The organism is Streptosporangium sp. NPDC000563, assembly GCF_040299985.1.
Classification (GTDB): Bacteria; Actinomycetota; Actinomycetes; order Streptosporangiales; family Streptosporangiaceae; genus Streptosporangium.
The window spans coordinates 10583-30942 of record NZ_JBEPDA010000029.1 but is presented as its reverse complement, the minus strand read 5'-3'; the positions used below and the strand labels follow the sequence as shown (position 1 = coordinate 30942).

Below are 20360 nucleotides of genomic sequence, written 5' to 3'. Positions count from 1 at the left end.
TCCAGGAGGAGGCCTGACCGTGGAAAGGGCCGATATTCTGCGCACGTGCCTACGCTTGCCGACATCGTGACAGAGCTGGAGTCCCGCTACGACCCGAGATGGGCCGAGTCGTGGGACGCGGTCGGGCTCGTCTGCGGGGATCCCGCCGCCGAGGTGCGCAAGATCCTGTTCGCGGTCGACCCGGTCGCCGTCGTCGCCGAGGAGGCCCTCGACTGGGGCGCCGACCTCGTCGTCACCCACCATCCGCTCTACCTGCGCGGTACCACGAGTGTCGCGGCGACCACCTCCAAGGGCCGCCTGATCCACACTCTGATCAAGAACGACATCGGGCTCTTCACCGCCCACACCAACGCCGACGTCGCCGACCCCGGAGTCTCCGACGCGCTCGCCCGCGCCGTCGGCCTGACCGGCCCGCTCGTCCCCCTCAGCCCCGCCGCCGACGACCCGAGGCGCGGACTGGGCCGCGTCGGCTCGCTGCCCGAGCCCGTCTCCCTCGCCGAGTTCACCAGGCAGGCCGCCCGCGGGCTCCCCGCCACGGCGGGCGGCCTGCGGATCGCCGGAGATCCTGACCGCGCCGTCCAGCGGATCGCGGTCAGCGGTGGATCCGGAGACTCCCTGCTCGGGACGGCCCGCGCCGTCGGGGTGGACGTCTTCCTCACCGCCGACCTGCGCCACCACCCGGCCAGCGAGTTCATGGAGAACTCCGGCGGCCCCGCGCTGATCGACGCGGCCCACTGGGCCACCGAATGGCCCTGGCTCGCCGACGCGGCGCACCATCTCGCGTCCGCGTCGGCCGCCAGGGGGATTACTGTTGAGACGCGCGTATCCGAGACGGTCACGGACGCCTGGAACACAACAGTAAAGTGCGAGGATTCTACGTGAAAGCAGCTCCTGCGGCCCAGAAGCGTCTGCTTGACCTGGCCGAACTCGACTCCGCCCTCGACCGGCTGGCCCATCGCCGCCGCACCCTTCCCGAGCTGGCCCAGATCGACGAGCTCTCCGGGCGCATCGCCCGCATCGCGACCCAGGTGATCGCCGCCGAGACCGAGTCCGGCGACCTCGCCCGCGAGCAGAGCAAGGCCGAGGCCGACGTCGACTCGGTCCGCACCCGCGCCGAGCGCGACCAGAAGCGCCTCGACTCCGGCCAGGTCACCTCGCCCAAGGACCTGTCCAGCCTCCAGTCCGAGATCGTCTCCCTGAAGCGCAGGCAGGACGATCTGGAGGAGGTCGTGCTGGAGATCATGGAGCGCCGCGAGGCGGCCGACGAGCGGGTCACCAAGCTCGTGGCCGAGCGCGACGAACTCGCCGGCACCCGCGGCTCCGCCGAGGACCGCAGAGACGCCGCCTTCGCCGAGATCGACAAGGAGAAGGACGAGGTCCAGGGCAAGCGCACCGAGGTCGCCGGCGACATCCCGGCCGACCTGCTCGCCCTCTACGAGAAGCTCAGGGAGCAGTTCGGGGTGGGCGCCGCGATGCTCCAGGGAGCCCGCTGCCTCGGCTGCCGTACGAGCCTGTCCATCGCCGAGATCAACCGCATCAAGGCCGCCTCCCACGAAGAGGTCATCCGCTGCGAGGAGTGCCGCCGGATCCTCGTCCGTACCGCCGAGTCCGGTCTGTGAGCCCTGTGACCTCGTACGTCATCGAGGCGGACGGCGGCTCGCGGGGCAACCCCGGCCCGGCCGGCTACGGTGCCGTCGTCAAGGACGCCGCCGACGGCCAGGTGCTGGTCGAGACCGCCGAGTCGATCGGCACCCAGACCAACAACGTCGCCGAGTACCGCGGGCTCATCGCGGGCCTGACCTCGCTCCTCGCCCTCGCCGGCGACGGCGCGCAGGTCGAGGTCCGGATGGACTCCAAGCTGGTCATCGAGCAGATGGCCGGCCGGTGGAAGATCAAGAACGAGGGCCTGCGTCCTCTCGCCCTGGAGGCCGCGGCCCTCGCCAGACGTCTCAGGGTGACCTGGCGCTGGATCCCCCGCGAGAAGAACAAGGACGCCGACCGCCTCGCCAACGAGGCGATGGACGCCGCGGCCAAGGGGCGCCCCTGGCGCCTCTCTGACTCCTCGGCCTCGTCCGGCTCTTCCGGCGCGGGAGCGCCCGGAGGCCGGTCCGCTGTCGGTGAAGCGCCCGGCGGGAGGGGAGTCTCCGGCGCGGGGGGTCCCGGAGGCCGGGCCTCCGCCCCGGAGGCATCCGGTGGCAGAGTCTCCGGCACGCGGGACCGGCCGGCGCAGGCACCGGAGACATCGGCACGGGCGGGCCGGACGGGAGAGCCTGCAGAGGGTACGGCCCAGGCGACTCCGACGATCGCTCCCCCCGGTTCGAGCACCGGCTGGCGTCCACCCACCTCCACCGCGACCTCGCTGTATCTCCTCCGGCACGGTGAGACGCCGCTCTCCATCGAACGAAGGTTCTCCGGGCTCGGAGACCCCGAACTCACGCCCAACGGCGTCGCCCAGGCCGAGGCCGCCGCGGTCAAGCTGGCCGGGAAGCCGTACGACATCCAGGTGATCGTCAGTTCGCCGCTCAAGCGCGCCCGCGCCACCGCGGAGATCGTCGCGGCGAGGACGGGACTTGAGGTCGTCGTCGAGGAGGGGCTGCGGGAGGCCGACTTCGGAGCCTGGGAAGGCTACACGTTCACCGAGATCCAGCGCCGCTGGCCCGACGAACTCGCCGCGTGGCTGGCGGACCCGTCCGCCGCGCCGCCGGGTGGGGAGAGTTTCGGGGTGGCGGCGCGGCGGGTCCAGGCGATCGGGGACCTGCTGATAGAGCGCTACGAGGGAAGGACGGTCCTCGCCGTCTCCCACGTCACGCCGATCAAGATGCTGCTGCAGTCCGCGCTGCTCGCTCCCCTCGGCGCGCTGTACCGCATGCATCTCGACCTGTCAGCTCTGTCCCTGATCGAGTATTACGCCGACGGCCCGGCGGTGGTGAAGGCGTTCAACGACACCTCGCACCTCCACTGAACCGTCGATCTCACCTCGACAGACCGTGAAGGCGATGAGCCCCCCGCTTCGGGGGTCTCGCGTCCACGAAAGGCCGCAGGGGCGGTGAGGCCCTGCGCCAGAAAGGCCGCGGGGATGCTGAGATCCCCGCGCGGGCGGTCTCTCACGTCCATGACAGACCCCGGCCGCGGAGACGGTGAAACACCCGCCCTCCGCGGCGGCCGAAATCCTCATGGCGTGCGAAACCGGCCGCCTCGCCGGTCGTCGGTGCTCTCATCGGTTCCCCCGCTGCTCGTCCGTCCCGTCTCGCTTGATCCGTATTCCAGCGCACGCGACTTGCCGCTCGGTTGGAGTCCACTTGGGAGCCGTTAGGCTTGGATCACGGCGGACGAGCCGGCCGGGCGGCCGCGTCGGGTCTCTCACGAGGCCCGCCGAGGAAGGTCCGGGCTCCACAGAGCAGGGTGGTCGGTAACGCCGACCCGGGGTGACCCGCGGGAAAGTGCCACAGAGAACAGACCGCCTCGTCGCAGGACGGGGTAAGGGTGAAACGGTGGTGTAAGAGACCACCAGCGCCCACGGTGACGTGGGCGGCTCGGTAAACCCCACCTGGAGCAAGGTCAAGAAGGGGCGCTCTCCGGAGCGTCCCGCGCGCGACGCCTGAGGGCTGCTCGCCCGAGTCGCGCGGGTAGACCGCTTGAGGCCGACGGCAACGTCGGTCCTAGATGGATGGTCGCCCCTTCACACACGTGAAGGACAAAACCCGGCCTACAGGCCGACTCGTCCGCCTCTCTCGCCTCTGACCTGCGGCGGAACCCTCACTCAGGAAGATCGAATCCTTGAGGGGGCACATTGGGGGCACATTACGTGGACCCGAGGGCCGAGGCGAAGGCATTGTCCAGCGCCGTCCGCGCCCGCTCAGATGCCTCCGGGACCAGATGCCCGTACAGGTCCACGGTCGTGGTGATGGACTCGTGCCCGAGCCATCGGGACACCTCGGAGATGGGCACGCCCTCAGCGAGGGCCGTACTGGCGAAGGTGTGCCGAAGATCGTGGAACGTCATGTCCGCAGGTACTCCCGCCGAGAAGATCGCGGGCTTCAGAACTTCGGCGTTGAAGTAGTCGCGACGGATCAGATTCCCGCGCCTCGTCCGGAAGAGCACGTCCTCGGGTTTGTGCCTGTCGATGTACTCGGCCAGAGCATGGGCGAGAACGGCCGGTATCGGAACGTCGCGGACAGAGGCTTTGGTCTTCGGCGGAGCCAGCGTCGGACGCCGATCGATCACCACGACCTGCTGGTCCACCGTCAACATGCCCTCGGTGAAGTCGATCCGGTCGATGGCCAGACCGAGAGCCTCTCCCTGCCGGAGACCGGCTGCGGCGCCCAGGAGGATCAGTGGCGCGTAGTCGGGCCGCATAGCCCGGTAGAGCGCGAGCACCTCGGCGGGGGAGAGGAGTCGGATCGTGGTCTTGTCCGGCTCCGGCAAACGGATGTTGACGCATGGTGAGCGGCGGATCATGCCGTCCTGTACGGCTCCGCGCCCGCTCCGGCCCGGAGAGCGCCTGCCGCTTCTCCTGCGCGCTCGCGATCGGATGGCGGTTCACCCAGCTGTCCAGCGTGCTGACGTTGATGTCGAACTTCCGCGCCACGGACGCGACCGTCCGATCGCCCTCCAGCACCATGCGGATGGCTTCTTCCTTGAACTCCGGCGAGAACCACCTGCGACGCCTCGTCACGTACCTACCTCTTTCAGACTTCTGTCAGCTTATGTAGCCGACTGTCCGGAATCTGCTGGGTACCTCACTAGCTGGCTCAGCAAGTACGGACACGTGCGGGATGATCATGTGAAGAACATGGGCAACGTAGAATGTTCACGCAGCTCAGGCTACGTAAGTTCAGAGTACGATCACCGCTCTCCTGAAACGGGTGTCACTTTGACCCCGGGAGCCTCATGACCCACTCTTCGAAGTCATCGCGGAGATAAGCCGGATCCACAGGCTTGAGGCGGATCTGTGGTCGGTCGTCCATCCACCAGATCTCGAATTGGGTCACGGTTTCAGGCGCCGGCCAGCGCTCAGCGTCGTGCGGCAGGAGGAGGACGTCCACGAAGCCGACCACGGGGAGGCGGAGGTCTACGAAGATTCCGGTCACTCCGGCAGGCCACGGAGCGGGCAGGACGGTTCCCTGTAGTCTCTGCCCGAGCATGAGCTGTGGCTGGAGCCGGTGCCAGGCTTCTGCGCTCACGGATACCCTCTCATCTCCGGCCAGGGTAACGCGGTTGAAGGAAGCTGACGGAGTGAGGTATTTCCGGCGAGGGTGGGACGAGGACCGGGGAGACGAGTACGCGAGTTGGGGGACGTCCACATTCTATCTGGCGCTCGATGGCGAGGGGTACGCCCATATGCAGGTCGAGGTCTACGCCGGTGGCATGGTGATCGCCTACGACGCGGAGCACGACGAGGACCGGTACGGCGGCTTGACCTACGCTCAGTTGGATCTCGATGAGTTCGCTCCGTATGAGATCGGCGAGCGGGAGTTCTCCGAGGAGTTAGGCCGTCTGCGCCCGATGAACCTACGGGCTGATCGGCCGTGGCCGTCTGGTCGATGAGGCTCCTTGTTCCGTCGCTGTTCCGTGGGAGCGTCGAAACCAGCGAGAAGTGACGCGAGATGACCACAGGCGTAATCCCTGCTCAGCGATATGATCGAGCCGTTTCCGCAAATGACGGCACCTGGCATCCGAGATCACCCAGATCTACGAGGGCAGGGCACACTCAGGGCATATGGGCACGAGAAACAGCGCGAAACGATGAGAACCAGTGAACGCCAAAAGCCCAGCTCAGAGCGCCCTCCAAGGGATTATCGCAGGTCAGCTCCCATGACGGATCACATCTCGATGTTCTGAGCTGTCAGGTTTCTGGCCTGCGGTGATCTCGTTTGGTGGGGCTCTCAAGGCACATCCAGGGCTGCAGATCGCCGACGACCTGCGCGAGCAGATCCGGCGCGGCACCTTGGCGCCTGGAAATCCACTGCCGTCCACCACTCAGCTCGCGACGACGTACGAGGCGTCGCTGAGTGTGGTGAAACTCGCCGTCGGGGTGCTGCGAAACGAAGGGCTGGTCATCGGCCAGCATGGCAAGGGCGTTTTCGTCCGTGACGACGCCGCTCCGGCTTTGCCGCCGGCTGCGGAGGAGTTGGCCGAGATGCGGGCCATGCTGTGGGATCTGTCGCAGCGTCTGGAACGGGTGGAGTCGAGGTTGGCCGAGCGCGAGTAGTTCGCCGCTCATCCGCGCACGTGGCAGCCGGTGACCCGCCGCGCCAGGCCCGCCGCCCGGGTCGGGGGAACGCCTCCCAGGGACATCCGCCGGTCCTCCTGGCGCGTGCCGACCATGACGAGCACGTAGCCGACCAGCACGGCCGCCCCGAGGACGAGGCCGATGATCAGCGGGATCGTGGTCACGTCCAGCTCCCCCCGCCTCGGCGAGGTTGCGCGGACGACTGGCCGGACGCCTGCTCTGCTGGCAGCGCTTGTTGCCTTCACAAATAGCTGCATCAACGGCAATCAGGAGTGGAACGAGCCATATTCTGGTGCGGCAGCGTCTTGCGGGACACGGAAAGGAACCGGTGGGCGGATTGGCCAGGTCAGAATGCCCTATATCGCCTCACCCAGATCGTGCCCACCTTCCTTGTCTCCCGAGGTACCAACTGACTGCTGCAGCCTGCGGTAGACGGCAGCACCAGCTCACCTTGACGACATCAACATCCTGGACTTGCAACGTTCACTGCTGCTTGAACGGCAGCGGGCTCATTGCCAAGGAGGGCACCACGTTTTGATTCCACAGCTAGGCTCAGCATTGCGCGAGCGAACTGCCGCCAAGGCCATCGCCGACGGAGCCCGCTATCTCCTCCATGAGGATAGCGAGCAGGTTCTGTTCATCGGCAAGACGAACCAGATGAAGCCGCTCATCGACCTCATCGTCCTTACCAATATGCGGCTTGTGGGAATCTCTCTCTCGCATCCCGCTGAAAGTCCCAAGGTGCAGGCGTGGTGGCCACAGGTGCGCTTGTTCTCGTTCAGCGAGAAGTGGTCCTCCAAGAATCGCCTGACAGTGCTGACGCACGAAGGCTCAGAGATCCCCTTTGGCACCGTCCGTGAGGCCGACGTTCCTTACATACGGGCTCAGATCGAGCAACTCACTTCCCCGGCGCACTCCGGTGTGGTGCTGCGCACGCTGACGGCTCGGAGAGATCGTGAGGCGGCCCGTCTGCGTGAAAAGGAACATCAAACCCGGGAATGGCTGCGCTACCAAGAGGCCGACGCTCCACCGGTGAGTCCGCCCGGACGGACCGCCCCAACTTTGCCCCCTGCCGCCGCGGACCACGATCCCCGGCCACCCGTCCCAACTGCGTCCACCTTCACGACTCCAGCAAGGGAGGTATCACCACTCGTACGCCCGCAATCACAAGAGCCCCCATCCGTCCGCCCTAATCTGGCATCCTCTCCCGATGGGCTGCAGGATCACCTTGCTGAGCCAAAGCCATCTACTCAGCTGGAGCAGTCGGTGCAAGCGTCTGAGAAGCAGACTGCCGAGGCTCCCGAAAACGGAGAGGCAGGCCCAGCAGTCGTGCCTGTCTCCGAGAGAAGTTTCCTCGCGGAATTCGCAGAAGCGAGGAAGAAGCCACGGAAGTGGCCATACTTACTCCTGGTCTGCGAGATCGCGGGTATCGCGATGCGGGGGAGCGGGTGGATTGTGATGGCAATGGGCTTCGTCATTGCGGTGATCGTCGCCTCCGTGGAGAACAATAATCTCCGCCCGCGCGTGGACTATGAACTCACTGGTGACGAAGCATCGAAGTTCGAAGAGGTTGTGACGGCCTTCCGTGAAATGGCCAAGGCGGGCCGTTCATGGCTTGTTACCGAAAAGCAGCGCGTGGAATCCGGGTATGAGCGCAAGACCAACGCTGGAGCGGGAGTCAAAACCACAAGAGTCTCGGCATCGGTCTCGTTTTCGGGGCTTAGCAAGATCGTCACCGATGTCGAGGTGCCCACGCTCGCTGCGGGTCCTTGGATGCTGCATTTCTATCCGGACCGGTTTCTCATCGGTAACAGCGGCCGATTTACCGAACATCGTTACGAAGAACTCCGTGCGAGTGCGGACGTCACACGTTTCGTGGAGTCATCGACGTTGCCGTCGGATGCCGTTGTCGTGGATCACACCTGGACCTACGTCAATGTGCGAGGCGGACCTGACCGCAGATACAAGGACAACAGGAAGCTGCCCATCGCCCTGTACGGTGAACTCACGCTGTATACGGGTGATGTGAAACTTCACTGGATGGTCTCTCATGCAGATGTTCCGAAGCGGCTGCGGAAAGTGCTTAGGAAAATCGGGGTGAAGTAGCTCCCGTCACTCCACGCAGCTGTGGATCCCGCGGTGGGCGGCACGGGCCTTGGACTCATACTCCGTGAACATCTCCCGTATCTTGCCACGAACTTCTGCAGTCACAACGCGAGCCGATCCGCTCACCAGCAACCGGGCATTGAGCATCGTCCGGTCGCCCCCATCTCTCCACAGATAGACGGCGAGGGGCGCGCTGGTGGTCTGGGAGCCCGCGCCTCGGGCGATCCAGACGTGAGACGACCGTGGGAGGTAGGAGGCGAGAAAACGTGTCGCCCAATTCGCCTTACACTCGGAACTGCGCGGCGCGGCGATACCGAGAAGCCTGACAACGGTCTGATTGGTGGATGGAATGACAGGACCGGAAGTAATCGCCTTCACACGTAACGTGTCTCCGCTGGACACGTTCATTACGATCGCCCGTTGCGCCGAAACTGGAACACTCGAAGGGCGAAATTCACCTGCCGGAGTCGGGGAAGGATCGGTGCTCGCGATCGCCGAACTGGTTTCGATCTTGGAGTCGACAGGCTCGGGGGCTTGAGCCATCCCTACCGTCGCAGCGGTCACTACAGGGAAAAGCGCGACCGCCCAGAATCGCCAGAACCGCGCCAGGGGTTTGGTTCCAGGCGTTCCTAAAAAGAGGTTCCGAGTTCCTGACGCCGAGACTAGCAACCCGATGATCACTATAAAGAATTCGATCAAAAGAGCCACGGCCGCCCACTGTACCCCGGCCTGATGGACTTGATCCAGCCCGACCTGTCGCGCCAGAGGTTCAACCAGTCGGCTTGGCCAGGAGAAAAACACATAGAGTGCGGTAAGGACAGCTTTGACTATCCAGACGATTATCGCAAGAACGAACAACGGCAGGCAACCTTGGGCAAGACTGCGCGAACTGACTCCACTGCTTACTCGCACCGGGCCAAGCCCAAAGCCTACGCCAATACCCATGCGGCTCCTTCCCTTCTTATAAACACTCAATCAATACACGCGGCAATTGAATAAGGCGACCGTCTCTCGGGTGAGAGTGAAGGGTTCCTCCGAAGTATGGACACCGGCGGTTGTGCGGCGAGTAGCACTCTATCGGGCTACTCTCATAGTCGATTGGGCTCCGACGTAGCCCAGGTTGGAATGTCTCCTTCGGGTGTTGTAGCGGGTGATCCGGGCGAAGACCGACAGCCGGGCGGCGCGGGCTGAGGGCCAGCACTTGGCACCTTGAAGCATCCTCCGCTTCAGCCTGGTGTTAAGCATCTCCGCGACGGTGTCGTCTGCGCTCGTGCCCACTGCGCCCATCGACTGGCGTACTCGCAGCTCGCGGCAGACGGCGGCCAAATCCGCGGAGGTGTACTGGCCTGCTGCACCCGGGCGCTGCCGAGCAGGCCCGCGAGACCCCTGCGGCGGGCCGGGCCTGGCCGGTGGTGTGGGGCTGGACGAGTTGCAACCGCGAGTTGCTGGAAAACAAACCCAGACCACAGCGCGTGGGTGCCAGAGAATCGACGCCCTATGTGATCTAGGTGCATTCGTGGAGGAGGCCGCTGAGTCAGGGCATTGCGTCATCAGTGATGAAGGCCCACTCGGCGGGCGCGGAACATGCACGGGATGATCAAGCGGATGCCGTGACTCATACAGGGTCTTTAGGCAGGTCAGCCCAGGCAAGCAGTTGACTTCGCACACGCACTCCTGAAGCGGGTGTCGATTGTGGCTGCGGAACCTGAAGGGCCCTGCGTGGTGGCAGTCTGATCGAAGCGCTCTCGGCAAGACCTGTCGCCACCGGCTCAACGGTGGCGGCACACCATCCTGCTCACTCGGCTGGGCCATGATGAGTGCACCCGCCGCTACGATTGCTTGATCTTGTGACTAATCGTCCAGTTCTTATAGGTTGTCGTGAAGACGGACTTGTAGATCTCTGTATTGGTCATTGGTACACACCAGGCGATTTCAAACTTCTTCGGTCGGTCTTCGTTGTCGATGGTGAGCTTGAAGGTGATGTACGAGTCGGCATTCGTCCTGGTGACGTCGCCTCCCGCCCACGAGTTGAGCAACTGTCGAAGAGAGCCGTTGGTGTCCTCGATGGCTAGAGTCCCGGAGTAGTCGCGCCCCTTGCGTTTCAATCGGGCGGAGTTGGCGACGACCTCCCGGATGATCGACGGCCCGGCCGTACCGGCAACGACAAGCCCATACCAGTCAGGGTTAGCCGAATTTATGCTCTCAATAGGTGATCCATCCGTGCCCTGGTTTTTGGGATAGACCGTATTGCTCACGACCACATAACGACGGCTAAAGCCCTCATAAGACTTGATCTTCACGTCGAGATCGTCGTATGCCAGATGGTTCATGAATCGCCCGGTGGCTATTCCGCCGGTGTTGCTCTGAGTGAATCCCCCCTCGAAGCTGAACGTCCCCGCCGGGGTGGTCTCCAGGGCGAGCTCGATCGCGGCGGCCAGCTCTGTAATCGTGCTCGGTGGCGGGGCTGGTTGGGGTGGAGAAGGCTCGGTCTTCACGGCTGCTGTAGCGGTGGGCGTCGATGTGAGGTTTGCGTTCGTTGAACTCAGATGGCTGGTCGGAACGGTGGCGACGTCGAGTTGCTGCTTCCGCTCATCTGTATCGCCTGGTAGCACCTTCAGGGCGATGGCCGCCGCGAGTCCAACGGCGATCGCGATCACCGCACCTGTTCGACGACTCTTTGGGGGTTTCCGTGTCGTAGCCGGTACGGCAGGCCAGCTCAGGTCTTCGACGGGAAGAACCCATGTTCGGTCTAACCGAGCCGTGACATTGTTGGCCGCCTCGAAACTGTCGATCGCCTGGGTTCCTTGGTGCGCTTGCCAGGCTTCAGCGGCCATGTCCAACAGTTCGCGCGATGAGGGGCGTGTCTCGGGGAGTTTGGCCAATGCTCTATCGACCAGGCCGCGTAGAAGGTTGGGGAGCATGGAGGTGTCGACGGTTTCGTTCAGCACCTTGAGTGCCAAGACCTCCGGGCGTCTGGCCCCGTAAGGTGGAACGCCCGTGGCCGCGTATACGACCAGCATCGCCCAGCCGTAGACATCGGCGGGTGGCCCGGCTGGTGCGTCGCTGTACTCTTCGGGGCTCACCCATCCTGGCGATCCGACGAGAGTGCCGGTGCGGGTCATAACACTCGCGTCGAGCGCGCGGGCGATGCCGAAATCGACGAGCTTAGGGCCGCTCGGCGAGAGGATGACGTTCGATGGCTTGATGTCACGGTGGACCACGCCTGCCGCGTGCACGGCCACCAATGCTTCGGCGAGTCCGGCCGCGAGCCCGAACAACGCGTCGCCCTGGAGCGTCCCGTGAGTCCTGACATGACTCTCAAGCGTTGGCCCGGGCACGTATTCGGCAGCCAGCCATGGCCGAGCCGCGTTCCCGTCAGAGTCAAGGATTCGCGCGGTGCAGGCGCCGTTGACGCGGTCAAGGACGGAGATCTCCCGAGCGAATCGTGCGCGGAACTCCGAGTCGCTCGCGTATGAGGCATGAATGAGTTTGACGGCTACGCGAACCCCGCGAGTGTCAATGCCCGCGAAGACGACTCCCATACCGCCTGCTCCGAGACGCCCCACCAGGCGATACGGACCAATCTCTGGCGGATCTTCAACGGCGAGCGGTCGGAGAGCAGCGGTTGCCGACATGTGCTGGTTCACCGGGCTCCGTTCAGGAAGGAAGCACGGCGAGTGCCGGCCAATCGCGGGAAAAGTTCAGAGGTGCTTTATCCCATCCGGCTCTCTCGTGTCGAGCGAGAATCATGCCATCTATGAGAATTTACTGTGCTCTTTGATGGATTTGCACTATAAGTCCGAAATTAGCCTATTTTGCGTGCGCCTTCATGAGTCTCTGCAACTCATCGGTCAGTAGTGCGAGAGATCCTTATTTGCCCCCCTGCGTCTGGTGCCTGCCGTTGACGGGCGTCCCTGCGAATTATTGAGGTTGTTGTAAACCAATGAGCCGAGGTGGCTGTCTTCTTGTGGCATGTGTCGTGACGGGGCACATGGTCGAGGAGGGCGTGACGATGGAGTACCGGTTCAATTCGCCTCCCGGATGGCCGGTTCCTCCTGTGGGCTGGCGGCCTCCGGAAGGATGGCAGCCGAATCCGTCATGGCCTCCGGCGCCGCCGGACTGGGAGTTCTGGATTCCTGTACAGCCGTCGCCTCCGCCTTCCGCACCTCCGGTTCAGCCGCAGCCTGTTCCCGTGATGCAGGAGCGCAGTGGTGGAGGGCTGTTCGGCGGCAAGAAGAAGCTGGAGGCGGAGAACGCCGAGTTACGCGCGTGGGTCGAGCGGCTGGGTGGCATGGACGCCATGCGCGTCTCCGCGATGACCGAGGCGCTACATGCCGAGCACCAGGGACTGCAGACGGCCATCGCGGATGCCACGCGGCGGCTGCGCGAGGTCGAGCGGCTGATCGTGCAGACCGAGGAGACCGTGCTGTTGCAGGAGGCCGGTGTCTACGAGTACCGGCACCCGCTGAGTGACGCAGTGGCCTATAAGGAGCGATTGGCGCAGGTCAAGGCACGCATTAAGGAGTTGTCCAAGGATGGCAAGGCGGTGGTGGGCTCCACCAGCTGGCAGGTCAACGGGTCGGCGGCCGAGGGACGCCGGATGGTGCGTGACTTCTCCAAGCTGATGCTGCGTGCCTACAACGCCGAGGCCGACAACTGCGTGCGCACGATGCGCCCCTACAAGCTGCAGTCGGCTGTTGACCGCCTGGAGAAGGCGGTGGAGATGATCGTCAAGCTCGGCAAGACGATGAGCATCCACGTCAGCGGTGACTACCACCGGCTAAGGGTCTACGAGCTGGAGTTGACCGCTGATTACCTGGCCAAGCAAGAGGAGGAGAAGGAGCGCACCCGTGCCCAGCGGGAGCAGCAGCGCGAGGAGGAGGCCGCGCGGCGGGAGTTCGAGCGGGAGAAGGCCAGGCTCCGGAAGGAGGAGTCCCATTACCGCTCCGCGCTGTCGAAGTTGCTGGCCAAGGGGGATGAGGCCGGAGCGGAGGAGCTCAAGGCGAAGCTGGAGGAGATCGGCGCGGCGGTCAGCGATGTCGAGGCACGCGAGGCTAACGTCCGGGCCGGCTACGTGTATGTGATCTCCAACATCGGCGCGTTCGGCGAGAACGTCGTCAAGATTGGCATGACTCGCCGCTTGGAGCCCGAGGACCGTGTTCGGGAACTGGGCGATGCCTCGGTGCCGTTCAAGTTCGACACCCACGCGCTGATCTTCAGTGACGACGCGGTCGGGCTTGAGGGGCGGCTGCACGCCGCGTTGAACGACCGGCGCGTCAACAAGGTCAACCTTCGCCGCGAGTTCTTTCATGCTACGCCCGCCGATGTTAGGAACCTGTTGCAGAAGATCGCGGGACAGCACCTTCTGGAGTACCGGGACACTCCCGAGGCCCTGGAGTGGCACCAGTCGGTTCACGTGAAGGCGGCAGCGGGCTGAGCCGAATCGCGCACCTGGCCGGCGTGCCCCGAGGGCACATCGGGGGCACATGGCATTGGAAGGCGGCGGAGAACAATGTCAAAGGACAGCAGCGTTCCTGCAGGTCAGACGGCAGGTCACTGATCGGCGTGCAGGTCACGAGCAGGTCGGATCAGAACCCGGCCTACAGGCCGACTTGTCCGCCCTGTCCTCTTCCGACCTGCTGCGCAGCCTCGATTGCACGGTTGCCCAGGTTGAGCATCAGGTTCCGGGCCTGCTGGACCACCCGAACGGCGGTCGGATCGGCGGTGACGCGGTCATGGTTGCGATGCGTCCGTGCCGACGAGGCGGATCCCGTCACCGAGCCTGAGCTGGAGTGGCATGGTGAGTCTCGCCGTGTTCTGGGCCACCGGAAAGCCCTCCACGCTCCACGTTATGCTCGCCGTGCAGTCGCCCGCGCGCAGGCTCATCAGGCGACCGTTGCGAATGCTCGCCTGGAGCAGGCCGACGCCGAACTCCAGGTCGATGCCGAAGCCGATGCGGGCCACGTACTGACCCTCGATGTACACGTCGACGTAGGGGGCGTGCTTTGACGTGATCGTGTGTCCGTCCAGGCGCACTATTTCGGTGCTTCCGGGTTGTTCGACGCTCCTGCGTGCGGCGAGCCCCAGCTCCCGGTACTGCAGCCAGCCGCCGAGCAGGACCGTGCCCAGCTCGATGCCGCGCAGCAGTTCGCCGCCCGCGTCGGCGACCCTGCCGTTGAGCGCGCCGCGGAAGGCCGACCCCGCTCGCTGGGGGCCGTCCTCGACCCGCTCAAGCGTGCGGTGCGTGTCGAGGGCCCGCGACAGCTCCGCCGTCGCGTTTCTCGGGTCCGGGAAGAGCAGGAGATCGGCAGTGCCCGGCTCGGTTTCGATGTGGACTGTCACGATACGACCTCTCTCAGTTCCTGGCGGCCGGGGTCCGCGAACAGTTCCACCCGAATGTCCGGCACCGGGGCGGACGGGGCCGCGCCAGGCGGCGGAGAGCCGGTCAGGTGGATCTCCAGGCGCGGGGTGGGATCGGGGTGCGGATCGCAGTGGATCGACGGCACCCGCTGGGGTTGGGTTTGGGGCGGGACCTGGGGATACGGCTTGGTCTGGGACGGTGGCCGGGACTGGGCCTGGTGCGGATCGCTTGTTCGCGCGGTAGGGCGGGCCCGCAGGGTCCGGGCGACGAGGACGAGGACGAGGGCGATTGCCAGTCCTGGGAGCACGATCCCTACCAGCGCTACGGGGATCAGCGGTGAAGAGGAGCCATCGTCGGTCCCAGGGGGCTCTCCAGGGACCGTCTCGCCCGGGTTCGGCGGCTCCGTCACCGCCTTCTGCAGCGACACCGTCACGGTCGCGCCCTCGGAGACCTGGCTGCCGGCCACGGGATCCTGGCTGCGGATCGTTCCCGTCTCGGGCGAATCGGGATCCACGCGGAGAACCAGGCCGACCTCCGAGAGCTGCAGCCTGGCCACTGCCGGGCCGAGTCCGATCAGCGACGGCACGGTCACCCGGGACCCCGGCTTCACCGGCGGTGGTGCGGGAGTGGTGACCTCGGGCGGGGGCGGATTCGGGGAGACCAGGTCTATTCGCACGGTCGTGCCGAAGCTCACCAGTTGGTCCGCGGGCGGATCCTGGCCGGCGACCTTCCAGTCGGCGCTCGCGCTCGCCGGCCGCGGGTCCTTGCCCAGGCCGGCGGCGTCGAGGACGGTTTCGGCGTCGGCGCGGGAAAGATTTCGCACATCTGGGACCTTCGGGCCGACCTCGAGGATGACCGTGTAGACGACGTTGTCCCGGGCGGCGATGCCACGGTCCGCCGAGCAGTTTTCCACCACGTAGTCGATGACGTAGGACGTCGAGGTCGGCAGGAGGGTCTGGGGAATCACCTGAATGTCGATGTCCGCGTCCGGCACGTTCAGAAGCGTGTCTCTCGCCACCTGGAGCTCCTGACGCCGTACGTCGGGTGGCTCACAGCCGCCGGGCACGGTCGGTGTGGGGGACGGTAGCACCGGGCTTGTGAACACGGCCAATGACACGGCGAGCATCGAGAGGTGGCGAAGCATCGGTTACTCCGCGGGGGGTGCGGCCATGACGCCCGGAACACGGCTGGTGCTTGACATTCGATTCACTCCCCTTGAACGAGGTCACTTACCCAGAGCGATGACGAGGAAGAAGAGCACGATCAGCACGGCCACCGCCACGACCGCCCACTTCACTTCTCCTCCCGAACCTGCCGAGGTGGCCGGCACCGGAGGCGTGGCAGTGATCGGGGCCGGTGTCACGGCCGACTCGCCCGTCGGCCAGGGCTTCTTGATGAAGCCGTCCACGTTGACGTAGAGCCGCTCCCCGATGACCATCCTCGGCCACACCGCGGCCGCCTCTCGGAGCCGTTCCCGCACACCGGGCGGCGGCAGGGTACGGCTGCACTCGATGAGCGTGTCGGCGAGGGCCGACGGCATGACCCTTCGGAGGACCACCGGATCCGGCTGCCAGGTTTCGACCGTCTCCTGGACGCAGCGCACCACCGCCCAGGCGAACTTGTAGTGGTCCGAGGTCACGTCGAAGGCCACCCCACGCCGCTCCACCGGAAGCTTCCACTGTTCCGGGTCGACGGGAGGCATCGCGCCCTCACCCATGAGCGGCACGCAGGAGTCGCAGTCGAGGAGGTACACCTTGGGGCGCGGATCGATCGTGAAGACGGCGTTGCGCAATTGCAGATCCCCGACCGCGTACCCGTGTTGGTGCAGCCAGGTGACGGTGTCCAGCAGCTCACCGAGTACGGCCAGCTTGTACGGCGGCTCGTAGTAGGCCTTCTTCACCTCGTACCGTTGCGCGATCCGCCTCGCACGGTCCGGGCTCCGGGTGAGCTCGTCGAGGTGGCGCGGGGTCTCGGTCGCCTCACCCGAGCCGGAGGTCCGCTGTTCGAACATCGACCTTTCGGCGAGCCTGATCAGGATGCCCTCGGCCCTGGCGGGCGTGCCGACGACGGCGATCGGCCAGGCGCACCTCTCGTCCAGCACCGTACGCTCCTCGTCCGGGAGCTCCCTGCGCCAGCGGATCATGGAATGCAGCGCGGGGACGCGCACCTCGTCGGCGGTCTCGGACTTGTACCTCTTGAACAGGTAGGTGCGCCGGTCGGGGGCGATGCAGAGCCGCAGTCCGTCCGTCTGCCCTCCGTCGCGGAGCGCCGGCCCCTCCCCGGTGAATGTCAGCTCGCCGACGTGGACGATCATCGGAAGATCCGTCACGGCACGGCCGTATCGTGGCGTCCGGCCCAGATCGCGACCACCGTCCGGTCGTCGTCGAAGGTGGAGAGGCGGAAGTCGACCTCCCGGACGAAGTCGACCAGGCTCGGCGGGGTGCGCCAGGTGTGGGACAGGCGCTGGGCCAGCGGGGTCCGGCCGCCCGCGACGCCCGCGGCGAAGCCGTCGCTGCTGAGCACCAGCAGGTCACCCGCGCGCCACGAGAACATCTGGACCTGGATGTCGGCGAGGTCGCCCGGGATCGCCGCCGTCACGTTGTCGCCTCCTCCCTCGCCCGCCAACGCCTGCCACCGGCCGCCGGTGACGAGGATGGCCGGGGAGTCGCCGACGGCGGCGCACACGGCTTGCCCCTCTCCCTGCGATGGGAGGACGGCCACGGTCAGAGTGGTCCCGGGCCGTGCGGAAGGGGTGCGTTCGGTATTGGTGCCCGGCCGCGGCGAGCCCAGGGACTCGGTGGTCCGCCGGACCGTGTCGGACACGTGGGCGAGCACGGATTTCCAGTCCCAGCTCTGCGGGCGTTCGCCGGACCGCAACGCGGAGTCGATCCCGTCCAGCGCGGCCCTGACGGCGACCGTGGACGCGATCTCCGCGTGTCGCGCGCTGCCCAGGCCGTCGGCCACGACCGCGATGACCCAGCGCTCGTCGCCGCTGAGCCGCACGCCGTACGCGTCCTGCCGGGTCTCGCCGCGGAAGCTGTGCGTGCGGCCCCGTACCGTGGCGGCGCGCACCGTCGTGCCCTTGACCAGGCCTCCGTCGAGTGCAAGCCCGGCATCGGCCGAGGTGGTGCTCCAGGGCAGGTGTACGGCGATCCGCCTGGGCTCGGGACCGACGACCACGCGGGTGTCCTGCGTGACAACGGACTGCGGTGCGTCGGGGGGCGCCACGTGCGGCCGCCTCCCTCCACGCGCGGCGGTCGTCGCGGGACGCCAGCCGAGGAGGTAGAGCGCGGTGAACGTTGCAGCCCCGCCCAGCAACAGGGCCAGGATCGTCTGTGCCAGAGGGAACCCGGACGACGTCGACACGTTGTCGCCCGCCCAGTCCCTCGCCACGTCGGCCGGTTTCTTCCCGTTGTTCCTCACCTCGGTGAGCAGATGGTCGACGACCTGCGGGGTGAGTCCGTCCGTCACCTCCTGGAGCACCCGCTCGGCCTCAGGAGCCCTCTCGGCGACCTGGTCGCCGGCGAACACGCTCAGCGTCCGGGGAGGCAGGATGTTGTCCGGGTCTTCGAGCGGGACGAGGTCCCCCTTCTTCGAGCCGGCCGGGACGATCGCGCCTCCCGTGAAACCGGACTGTGTCAGGGCGGCGGCGTCGAAGTCCGCCTGACCGCTGACGGCGAGTCCCCGGTCGGTCAGTGCCCGGTTGAACACGCTGAACTCCGGCGGGACCAGGACAGTGACGCGGGTCGTATCGTTCTGGTACTTCTGCGCGAATTCGGCAACCGTCCGGACGTCCCGCTGCAGCGAGGGGGACACGGCAAGCACCGCGCGGCTCTGGATCGCCGTCCTGCTCACGAGGGTGTGCCCGGGGAGGGCTGTGCGGAGTCGCCGGTCGTCCGGCGTCGACGGGGCCGGCGACGCGGCCATGAGCACGTCGAGGTCGTAGTCGATGGCGATCCGTGCGTCGCCCGGCTGCTTCGTGTAGTCCGCGATCTCGGCCACCTTCTTGGCGACGCCGTCGACGCCGGCCCGGTCGAGCGCGGCGGCGTAGATCTCGGCGACGAGCTGTTCACGCTCTCCCGCCCGAGCGTTGACGATGATCTGCCGTCCCGAGTCGCCGGAGCCGCTGCAGCCGGCGACGGCGAACCCGATGACGAGGGTGGCGACCGCGCTGGTACGGACCCGGCCCGGTGGGCCCATCAGGAGCCTCCGCACGGGAGCCGGCGCATGCCGGCCGGAATCGGGATCACGAAGTCGGAATTCCTGATCGAGCTGCCGATGCTGTCCTGGACCGCCTGGGCTATCGCCGCTACCACCTTGACCGCCTGGATCGACTCGTCCGCGACGTACGCCAACGGGTTGTTCCGGAAGGATGTCGCCACCTGGCAGAGGGTCTGCTCGGTGACCTGGCCGAAGCCCATCGCCGTGATGTGCGGGCGGTGCGGGAACGCGGGGTCGGTCAGCCTGGCACGGGCGGGCAACCAGACCTCGGCAGGCTGGCGGCCTTTTCCGACGAAGGGCTCGCCGTCGGTGATGAAGAAGACCACCGGGGCCTTGAGCTGGTACTGCCCGGCCAGGCGGGCGCAGTCGGCCTGGATGAGCTGCCGCAGGGTCAGGAACACCTGCTCGTAATTGGTCTGACCACCCTTGGGCAGCGCGGGGATGTTGCTCGCGTCACAGGGCCGGGTGAGCGGGAGCACCACGTCGGCCCTGTCGTGGAAGGCCACGATGGACACGTGCGCGGCCTCGCTCACCCCCGGATCACCGGCCTCGAGCTGAAAGAGCAGCTCCCCGACACAGTTGGAAAGGATGTCGAACGGAGTCTGCCTGCCGTCCTCGCGGGGGGCGTGCATCGAGTGGGACACGTCGCACGTGATGTAGAAGGGAAATGCCCTTGGAAGGGCATAATTGTAGGTGGGCTCCGGAGAATGCGACACGGCGACTACTCTCCTCAAGATCGCTGACGCGGACGGCCCGAGGTGCGCGATACGGGCCCCCTCACTCCATTAGATACGCCGTGAAGGCCTCAGCATTACTCATTTTCGGGAATTAATAGCTGCGGCACGGTGACAGGCTCCGACAACGCCGGTCTGCAGGGTCGAGAGCCGGCGCGGTTCGTCGTTTTTCGTCGATGATCCATTCCAGGTCGAGCGCCGGGCCGGGGCGCACGCCAGGACCGAAACGCAGCAGAAACGCGCAGAACTCCCGAGGCGGAGGCGCATCGATCACTTCTTCAAGCGCTGACCTCGGCTGCCGATGGAGTAATCGTCAAGGAATCGGCGATCTGGGTGAGTTCTTCACCCGGCGCGCGCAAGCCGACCTTTGATCGCATGATATTTCCTCGGTACTCCCACGCCGGGTCCGGAATAGCGATCTGTAACGCGAGGGGATTCGCCGGTTCACTGGCCAGAGCCTTTGAAGGCAGGGATGGCCTTTGCCGTCCGTGCAGAATGTTGCCCCGTGATCCCGGGTTTCGGCGGCGTCGGAAGCAGCGAGCGCGGGCAACTGTTCCTGTCGCGGGTGCGAGGTGGGTGGCGCCTGTCTCCGCTGCCGCAGATGATCCAGGCTGGGCGCCTCCATGCACGACGAAGCGGCGGAACCTTGCTTCCATCACCGCAGATGCCCGCGCGCTGGGGGATACCCTGGCGGCTCTGGTGGCCC

17 protein-coding genes, 1 other RNA gene and 2 pseudogenes are annotated in these 20360 nt (G+C 66.0%); 8 read left to right on the top strand and 12 right to left on the bottom strand.

Annotation, left to right across the window (positions count from 1 at the left end):
• Nucleotides 1-45: 45 nt before the first annotated feature.
• From ABT352_RS36260 to rnpB, 4 genes are all read left to right on the top strand, one after another.
• Nucleotides 46-882, top strand: a complete 837-nt coding sequence (locus tag ABT352_RS36260) for a Nif3-like dinuclear metal center hexameric protein (protein WP_350949550.1) — start codon at nt 46-48, stop codon at nt 880-882.
• Nucleotides 879-1619, top strand: coding sequence for a zinc ribbon domain-containing protein (locus tag ABT352_RS36255; RefSeq protein WP_350949549.1), 741 nt, complete (start codon nt 879-881; stop codon nt 1617-1619). Before ABT352_RS36260 ends, ABT352_RS36255 begins: the two co-directional genes overlap by 4 nt.
• A gap of 5 nt (nt 1620-1624) precedes the next feature.
• A complete protein-coding gene (locus tag ABT352_RS36250; protein ID WP_350949592.1) occupies nt 1625-2962 on the top strand; it encodes a bifunctional RNase H/acid phosphatase in 1338 nt (445 codons plus the stop codon).
• A 368-nt stretch (nt 2963-3330) separates the two neighbouring features.
• An RNA gene (gene rnpB, locus ABT352_RS36245) (RNase P RNA component class A) lies at nt 3331-3725 on the top strand.
• Between the two features lie 76 nt (nt 3726-3801).
• Here rnpB and ABT352_RS36240 read toward each other — a convergent pair.
• The 3 genes and pseudogenes from ABT352_RS36240 to ABT352_RS36230 all read right to left on the bottom strand — a co-directional run bounded on the left by ABT352_RS36240 (nt 3802) and on the right by ABT352_RS36230 (nt 5183).
• Nucleotides 3802-4458 (bottom strand): tyrosine-type recombinase/integrase, encoded by a 657-nt coding sequence (locus tag ABT352_RS36240; RefSeq protein WP_350949548.1) that lies wholly within the window; start codon nt 4456-4458, stop codon nt 3802-3804.
• Between the two features lie 85 nt (nt 4459-4543).
• Nucleotides 4544-4675: pseudogene (locus ABT352_RS36235) on the bottom strand (transposase); the annotation flags it as partial.
• 193 nt (nt 4676-4868) lie between these two features.
• Complete coding sequence (locus tag ABT352_RS36230; RefSeq protein ID WP_350949547.1) at nt 4869-5183, bottom strand: hypothetical protein; 315 nt, start codon at nt 5181-5183, stop codon at nt 4869-4871.
• A 157-nt stretch (nt 5184-5340) separates the two neighbouring features.
• Between ABT352_RS36230 and ABT352_RS36225 the strand changes: the two genes are divergently transcribed.
• Both ABT352_RS36225 and ABT352_RS36220 read left to right on the top strand, forming a co-directional pair.
• A complete protein-coding gene (locus tag ABT352_RS36225; protein WP_350949546.1) occupies nt 5341-5547 on the top strand; it encodes a hypothetical protein in 207 nt (68 codons plus the stop codon).
• Nucleotides 5548-5863: 316 nt separating this feature from the next.
• A complete protein-coding gene (locus ABT352_RS36220) occupies nt 5864-6211 on the top strand; it encodes a winged helix-turn-helix domain-containing protein (protein WP_350949545.1) in 348 nt (115 codons plus the stop codon).
• An 8-nt stretch (nt 6212-6219) separates the two neighbouring features.
• Here ABT352_RS36220 and ABT352_RS36215 read toward each other — a convergent pair whose 3' ends face one another.
• On the bottom strand, nt 6220-6396 hold the full coding sequence (locus ABT352_RS36215) for a hypothetical protein (protein ID WP_350949544.1): 177 nt from the start codon (nt 6394-6396) through the stop codon (nt 6220-6222).
• Nucleotides 6397-6706: 310 nt separating this feature from the next.
• Between ABT352_RS36215 and ABT352_RS36210 the strand changes: the two genes are divergently transcribed.
• The gene (locus tag ABT352_RS36210; RefSeq protein WP_350949543.1) at nt 6707-8338 is read left to right on the top strand and encodes a hypothetical protein; all 1632 of its coding nucleotides are present in this window, start codon (nt 6707-6709) and stop codon (nt 8336-8338) included.
• A 6-nt stretch (nt 8339-8344) separates the two neighbouring features.
• Here the strand turns inward: ABT352_RS36210 and ABT352_RS36205 are convergent, their stop codons facing one another.
• The 3 genes and pseudogenes from ABT352_RS36205 to ABT352_RS36195 form a co-directional block, all read right to left on the bottom strand.
• A complete protein-coding gene (locus tag ABT352_RS36205; protein WP_350949542.1) occupies nt 8345-9283 on the bottom strand; it encodes a thermonuclease family protein in 939 nt (312 codons plus the stop codon).
• Between the two features lie 129 nt (nt 9284-9412).
• A pseudogene (locus tag ABT352_RS36200) lies at nt 9413-9682 on the bottom strand (integrase core domain-containing protein); the annotation flags it as partial.
• 485 nt (nt 9683-10167) lie between these two features.
• Nucleotides 10168-11985 (bottom strand): serine/threonine protein kinase, encoded by a 1818-nt coding sequence (locus tag ABT352_RS36195; RefSeq protein WP_350949541.1) that lies wholly within the window; start codon nt 11983-11985, stop codon nt 10168-10170.
• A 548-nt stretch (nt 11986-12533) separates the two neighbouring features.
• Between ABT352_RS36195 and ABT352_RS36190 the strand changes: the two genes are divergently transcribed.
• Nucleotides 12534-13775: an SNIPE associated domain-containing protein gene (locus ABT352_RS36190; RefSeq protein WP_350949591.1), complete on the top strand. Its 1242-nt coding sequence runs from the start codon at nt 12534-12536 to the stop codon at nt 13773-13775.
• 296 nt (nt 13776-14071) lie between these two features.
• Here ABT352_RS36190 and ABT352_RS36185 read toward each other — a convergent pair whose 3' ends face one another.
• The 5 genes from ABT352_RS36185 to ABT352_RS36165 all read right to left on the bottom strand — a co-directional run bounded on the left by ABT352_RS36185 (nt 14072) and on the right by ABT352_RS36165 (nt 19564).
• Nucleotides 14072-14680, bottom strand: a complete 609-nt coding sequence (locus tag ABT352_RS36185; protein WP_350949540.1) for a hypothetical protein — start codon at nt 14678-14680, stop codon at nt 14072-14074.
• Nucleotides 14677-15717, bottom strand: a complete 1041-nt coding sequence (locus tag ABT352_RS36180; protein ID WP_350949539.1) for a PASTA domain-containing protein — start codon at nt 15715-15717, stop codon at nt 14677-14679. Before ABT352_RS36180 ends, ABT352_RS36185 begins: the two co-directional genes overlap by 4 nt.
• A 207-nt stretch (nt 15718-15924) precedes the next feature.
• Nucleotides 15925-17028, bottom strand: coding sequence for a hypothetical protein (locus tag ABT352_RS36175; protein WP_350949538.1), 1104 nt, complete (start codon nt 17026-17028; stop codon nt 15925-15927).
• Nucleotides 17025-18899: a protein phosphatase 2C domain-containing protein gene (locus ABT352_RS36170; RefSeq protein ID WP_350949537.1), complete on the bottom strand. Its 1875-nt coding sequence runs from the start codon at nt 18897-18899 to the stop codon at nt 17025-17027. The genes ABT352_RS36175 and ABT352_RS36170 overlap by 4 nt, the downstream gene beginning before the upstream one ends.
• A complete protein-coding gene (locus ABT352_RS36165; RefSeq protein ID WP_350949536.1) occupies nt 18899-19564 on the bottom strand; it encodes a vWA domain-containing protein in 666 nt (221 codons plus the stop codon). The genes ABT352_RS36170 and ABT352_RS36165 overlap by 1 nt, the downstream gene beginning before the upstream one ends.
• Nucleotides 19565-20360: the final 796 nt, after the last annotated feature.

Coding starts and splice junctions, on each gene's coding strand:
- ABT352_RS36205 (WP_350949542.1), bottom strand. CDS start 9,283: ATGGGTATTGGCGTAGGCTTTGGGCTTGGCCCGGTGCGAGTAAGCAGT.
- ABT352_RS36240 (WP_350949548.1), bottom strand. CDS start 4,458: ATGATCCGCCGCTCACCATGCGTCAACATCCGTTTGCCGGAGCCGGAC.
- ABT352_RS36225 (WP_350949546.1), top strand. CDS start 5,341: ATGCAGGTCGAGGTCTACGCCGGTGGCATGGTGATCGCCTACGACGCG.
- ABT352_RS36170 (WP_350949537.1), bottom strand. CDS start 18,899: ATGGGCCCACCGGGCCGGGTCCGTACCAGCGCGGTCGCCACCCTCGTC.
- ABT352_RS36190 (WP_350949591.1), top strand. CDS start 12,534: ATGCAGGAGCGCAGTGGTGGAGGGCTGTTCGGCGGCAAGAAGAAGCTG.